This window comes from Heliomicrobium gestii (genome assembly GCF_009877435.1).
GTDB classification, from domain to species: Bacteria; Bacillota; Desulfitobacteriia; order Heliobacteriales; family Heliobacteriaceae; genus Heliomicrobium; species Heliomicrobium gestii.
On record NZ_WXEX01000027.1, the window covers coordinates 1 to 5,339 of the forward strand.

The following is a 5,339-nucleotide window of genomic DNA, read 5'->3' on the forward strand; positions in this document are numbered from 1 at the left end:
TTAACCGTAACGAATTAAATCCCCAGGGATATGAATCTCCCTGGGGATTTAATTCGTTTTCAGTTTAATGGCAATTTTTCCACCTCTCAAGCGTAAAATATCACAAATAGCATGATGAGCGTGATGGAGGTGAAAGGGATGAACTTACCCCCAATGGAACAACCATGGTGCGGAGATGTCTGTGCGGCGCCCTTGATCGATAGTGAGCAGTTTCGAGGCGTTGATTTTTCGGAAACGATTCGCCGGGCAGGGGAATTGCCACAGAATGAGGGGGAGCGGCAGCGACTCGTAAAGATGGACTTGTTTGCTGGATGTCCTTCCTTCTACGCCGATGGCTATTCGATGCTTCGTACAGGCGCCTTTATGTGAAAAAGCGCCCCGCCTCTCATGATCAGGCGGGGCGCTTTTATATGGCGAATCACTGGTATCAATCAATAGCGAAGGATGTCCACAAACTCCTGTAATGAGGCAAAAAGGTCGTAATGGGAGAGGAGTTGGTCGACCAGGTCTCCATCAAGGGCCTTTTCGCGCGCCGACTGGGAGAGGATGGATTCGATGTCGCCTCGATTCATGCCGGTTCGGTAGGGGCGATCCTCAATGAGGGCCGAGAAAATATCAGCAACGGCGATGATCCGGCTACCGAGGGGCAGAGCGGAACCTCCGATGCGAAAGGGGTATCCGGCGCCATTTGGTCGCTCATGATGAAAGGCAGCCCACTCGGCCAGTTGCAAATGACCGGGAAGACGCCGGAGGATATGGTAGGTGTGATAAGGGTGACGTTTGATCACATCATACTCGGCGGCAGTCAGGGCGCCCGGTTTTTCGAGGATGCTTTCAGGAATGCTCAGCTTGCCCAGATCGTGGAGCAAGCCGGCCACTTCGATCTGGGCGATGTCGAGGGGAGAAAACCCGGCCAAGGAGGCAAGGTGGGCCGATGACGATGCCACCAGTCGGGAGTGGTGCATTGTGAACCGGCACTTTCGATCGATTATCCAGGCGAAGATCATGAATAGCTTTTTCAAGTCTTTATACTGCAATGCCGAGTCATTGATTTCAGGTGACATCATGCCCAATGACAAGTCTTCTACATAGGGGGAGGCCAGATCGAGCCAAAAGCTCTCTTTTACAGCCAACTCAGAAAGGACTTCCTTTAGCTCGGGGCGGAACATAGTTCCGAACCAACCGCTCAGTTGATCCAGTGCGCGTCGTCGCTGGTGCAGAATGTAATCTCCGGTGAGCAGAATTTCCAAGCGATCGGCCAGATGGATAATATCGCTCAGCCGGGTCAACGCGCTCCGTTCCTCTTGATGCTCCCAGTGATCGTGGTGGTGCAAGATGATTTGGGCGATGTTTTCGAAGTGGCCGATCCCCTTTAACAATTGATACCCGGCCTGGCAATGGGTGTCCGTTTCTCTCGGTTGGAAAGAACCTAAGGCCGCCTTTTCATGGAAGGATGTAGCGCCCATGTCATGGATGCTGGCGGCGCAATAGAGATCATGCCGTTCTTGTGGCGAGAGGTCCATCATGGCGCCCATGGCAGAACTGATATAGGCCACGCGGTTGTGATGGTGGTTCAGGCCGATTGTAGTGAAATCGAGAACCATGGATAGTGTATTCAGCAGTCGTGGGAGGTTGATGGTTACAATCATGTAAACCTCCTGTTTCAGTATGTAAAGCTACTTTGGTTTTTTTGGTCGCGAACAGAGAATGCCAGGTTTGCCTATAATCACCGAGGGAAAGGAGGATCGTCTTCTTGGTATAATCAAAGATGCTTTTGCTATGCATCATCATTCACAACAATGTGTCTGTCGTGGCGTGGTTGCTCAGGGTTCTCTACTTACCGCGCATTCAAACTTTACGTCAAAAAGGTGCGGAGGCGCAATGGAAAAACAGGGTAAGAGGGATTACCGGCGATACGGCATGACAGCATTGGTCATAGCGGCCAATATATCTTCGTGGCTGTACCTGGGGTGGAGAACGGCCGAAACGCTCCCCGATAGCGGCGTCGCACTCATCTGGGGCAGCCTTTTGCTCATTTCCGAATGGATACAGGCGGGACAATCCGTCGTCTTTTACAGTCTGTCGCTCCATCCGAGCCGCCGTGAGCCGCCGGCGCTTCCTTTACAACCTCCGGCGGTGGATGTCTTTGTAGCCACCTACAATGAACCGAAACATATCTTGCGCAGCACCGTCGCCGGATGCCGCAACCTGGAATATCCTGAAGAACAGTTGAGGATCTGGCTGTGTGATGACGACCGGCGCGAGGAAGTGCGTCAACTGGCTGAGGAGATGGGCGTCGGTTATTTCTCGCGTAGGACAAACGAAGACGCCAAGGCGGGTAATCTCAACAACGCGCTTGGGCATACGCAGGGCGAACTGATCGTGACACTGGATGCCGACATGATCCCCCGACCGGAATTTTTGCAACGGACGGTCGGCTTTTTTACCGATGAAAAGCTGGCCTTTGTTCAGGCGCCGCAGGCCTTTTACAATCAAGATATCTTCCAGTACAACCTGCTGCAGGGCTGGAATATTCCCAATGAGCAGGACATGTTCATGCGGGTCGTTCAAGCGGGGAGGGATCGTCACAATGCGGCCATGTACATCGGCAGCAACACCGTTTTCCGCCGCAGCGCCCTGGCGGCGATCGGCGGCTTTGCAACAGGCACCATCACCGAAGATATGGCGACGGGCATGCTGCTGCAAGCAAAAGGTTACCGAACGATATATCTGAATGAGATCCTTGCCGAAGGGCTGTCGGCAGAGTCTTTTTCCGACTATATCCGCCAGCGGATTCGTTGGGCCAGGGGGAACGTGCAGACGGCGCGCAAGTGGAATCCCTTGACAGTTCCCGGATTGACGGTGGCGCAGCGCCTCTTGTATGGCGATTCGGTTCTTTACTGGTATTCAGGCTTGTTCAAGCTGACCTTTATCTTGTCGCCCCTGGCTTACCTCTTGCTGGGTATCCCTGTGATGCAGACGGATGTACAGGGTATCCTGACCTTTTGGCTGCCCCAATTTGTGCTTTCCGCGATCTGCTTTCGCCTTTGCACCGGAAAGATGCGCGATATCTTTTGGAGCAATATCTATGAAACAGCGGTGGCGCCGGCTGTGCTTCGGGCTGTTCTTGGAGAGACCTTGTTTGGGAAAGGCGCAAAATTTGAGGTGACACCCAAAGGGGTGACGGGACAGCGACATTTTTTTCACCGGCGCCTTGCTGCGCCCCACCTGATCCTGCTGATGTTGAGTCTCGCTGGATTGCTTGTCGGAAGTTACCGGCTTTATGAGGGTGGCGGAGGAGAGGCGGGGGCCATTCTTGTCAATCTCTTTTGGGCAATATACAATGTCGGCGGTCTCTCCGGCGCCGTCCTGTTAGCCTGGGAACCGCCTCGCATGCGGGAGAAAGAACGGTTCGAACGGTCCTATCAAGCCGCATTAACCGTGTCTACCTCTGGCGAAAGGACGCATTCCTTTGAGGCGGTTACACTTGACATAAGTGAATCGGGATGTTGTCTATTGCTGCGTCAAGCGCAACCGCTACCTGCCCATGTGGGTGTTGACATATTTGGCGGTGAACACCATACTTTGCAAGGGCGTGTGGTTTATTGTGACAATCATCCCCGTGGTTATCGGGTGGCCATCGCCTTTGAGCCAATGGAAAAACCAGTTTTTCAGCTCTGGATCCGTGAGGTCTACGGAAAAAAGCCGAAGGAGGCCTTCCCTTCCATGGGAAACCGGTTTGGTTGGCTCGACTTATTTCCCCGGTATATCAGTCACCTTCTGTTGCGGCGCTTGCCGAAGCGCCAGCAGACAGGGCGTCTCCGTGTGATGGGCGCCTTCCAGAGGGAAAGGGAAGCCGCAGGTGAACGGCGGTAACCTGAACCGCTTTTTGGAAGAAAGAAACAACCGCCTGTAAGAACGGCGGCTGTGAAGAAATCTATGTATGCGCCTTCAACAGGGTCAATCCATCAACAAAGCTGAATCTTTTGGTCCTCCAGTTCCTGAAGGTACCCGCTCAACTGTTCTTGTGGAATCCGCTCAAGCCTGTCCTCGACAAGGGCCTCCAGATCCATGCCGTACAACAGGAGCGGCGCTAGGGGGTGGTCGTTTACACCTAAGAAGCGGCAAAGAAAAAGTGGGGAAGCTGAGAGGATGTCCTCGATCCACTGTTGTCGAACTTCTTCCGGCAGGTTTTGTCGATCTGCCATGGAGTGAACCCCCCATTCTGTTTGTTCATTATGTCCATTATATCACAAGGGTTGACAAGGTTGAATCATTTAAATTATTTATTCAATACAATCGATAAAAAAAGGATAAACATGAGGGCGGATCGCCATACCTTTTTGCCGGATCATTGATTCGGGTATCGGCTGAAGATGCGAGATAACGTGGGATATATTTAGGGCAAAGAGGCGCGTGACAACAAATGCACGTACTGAGGCGCTTGTGCTCGCGTTTGTCCAGTCGGCGTAAAGAGTTAACAAAGGAGTTTTTGTGAAAAAACACACAAAAACTCCTGTTTTTATCGTAAAATAATGGTTGTCAAATCGATTTTATGGTAAGCGAAAGGAGTCCTGCGCATGTTTGTCTCTCACATCACGTCCATCCCGGGTGTCAGGCTGGAGGGGACTGGGATTGTCAATGCCATGAAACAATCGCTGATCGGACCGGCTCAAGGGTGGGACGGTTGGTCGATGCGATTGTTTACACTGGCCGAAGGCGGTCAGACGCCTCGGCACAGCCATCCATGGCCGCACATCAATTATATCGTCGGTGGGCAGGGAACGCTGTTTTTGGGCGGCCAGGAGCAGCCTGTTCAAACCGGTTCGATAGCCTACATACCAGGAGGAGAAGAACACCAGTTTCGCAACATTTCTGGTCAAGACTTTGCTTTTATCTGTATCGTTCCGGCGGAAGCGGATAAGTAGCATTATCTTTTCTGCTCTTTCTTAATTCCTAAAAACCTGAGAAAACCACGGAGTCACTGAGTTCTTTCCCTTTGGCGCTGCGTTTGTTATGTTCCCAAACTCACAGGCGCAGCGCCGTATCGAAAAAAACGATTTGGAAAAAAATACTCGTTGCATTCTCGATTTAGTTGTGTAATAATAGTCAACGTCGCCGCTGTGCTGCGGAAAAAACTACCGCCGACGGCAGCGGGATAACTTCTTAAAACTGGTCCTTGAAAATCGAACAGTTGCGAATCAAAAGCGTGCGAAACCAATCAATTCCGTTGTAGGTCGCTGATACGGAAGCAGTGCAATACCTTTTCTGTATCAGAGCTAGCAGCAGAAGAACGACTGTCGCAGAAGAATATCGTTGGAAACGGCGATGTGTCGAAG

Annotated in this window: 5 protein-coding genes; 3 read left to right on the forward strand and 2 right to left on the reverse strand. The window is 51.9% G+C overall.

All coding sequences use genetic code 11. From position 1 onward, the window contains the following. The first annotated feature begins 138 nt into the window (after window positions 1–138). Window positions 139–369: a hypothetical protein gene (locus tag GTO89_RS16755; protein WP_161263238.1), complete on the forward strand. Its 231-nt coding sequence runs from the start codon at window positions 139–141 to the stop codon at window positions 367–369. A gap of 62 nt (window positions 370–431) precedes the next feature. On the opposite strand, the gene GTO89_RS16760 is transcribed toward GTO89_RS16755, so the two are convergent. Further along, window positions 432–1,649: an HD-GYP domain-containing protein gene (locus GTO89_RS16760; protein WP_161263239.1), complete on the reverse strand. Its 1,218-nt coding sequence runs from the start codon at window positions 1,647–1,649 to the stop codon at window positions 432–434. Between the two features lie 232 nt (window positions 1,650–1,881). Between GTO89_RS16760 and GTO89_RS16765 the strand changes: the two genes are divergently transcribed. Next, a complete protein-coding gene (locus GTO89_RS16765) occupies window positions 1,882–3,876 on the forward strand; it encodes a glycosyltransferase family 2 protein (protein ID WP_161263240.1) in 1,995 nt (664 codons plus the stop codon). A gap of 92 nt (window positions 3,877–3,968) precedes the next feature. Here GTO89_RS16765 and GTO89_RS16770 read toward each other — a convergent pair whose 3' ends face one another. Beyond that, on the reverse strand, window positions 3,969–4,208 hold the full coding sequence (locus GTO89_RS16770; protein WP_161263241.1) for a hypothetical protein: 240 nt from the start codon (window positions 4,206–4,208) through the stop codon (window positions 3,969–3,971). Between the two features lie 372 nt (window positions 4,209–4,580). Between GTO89_RS16770 and GTO89_RS16775 the strand changes: the two genes are divergently transcribed. After that, window positions 4,581–4,928: a cupin domain-containing protein gene (locus GTO89_RS16775; protein WP_161263242.1), complete on the forward strand. Its 348-nt coding sequence runs from the start codon at window positions 4,581–4,583 to the stop codon at window positions 4,926–4,928. Window positions 4,929–5,339: the final 411 nt, after the last annotated feature.

Bases quoted from the DNA above. Each gene is read 5' to 3' on its own strand.
- GTO89_RS16765 (WP_161263240.1), top strand. From the start codon at position 1,882: ATGGAAAAACAGGGTAAGAGGGATTACCGGCGATACGGCATGACAGCA.
- GTO89_RS16760 (WP_161263239.1), bottom strand. From the start codon at position 1,649: ATGATTGTAACCATCAACCTCCCACGACTGCTGAATACACTATCCATG.
- GTO89_RS16755 (WP_161263238.1), top strand. From the start codon at position 139: ATGAACTTACCCCCAATGGAACAACCATGGTGCGGAGATGTCTGTGCG.
- GTO89_RS16770 (WP_161263241.1), bottom strand. From the start codon at position 4,208: ATGGCAGATCGACAAAACCTGCCGGAAGAAGTTCGACAACAGTGGATC.
- GTO89_RS16775 (WP_161263242.1), top strand. From the start codon at position 4,581: ATGTTTGTCTCTCACATCACGTCCATCCCGGGTGTCAGGCTGGAGGGG.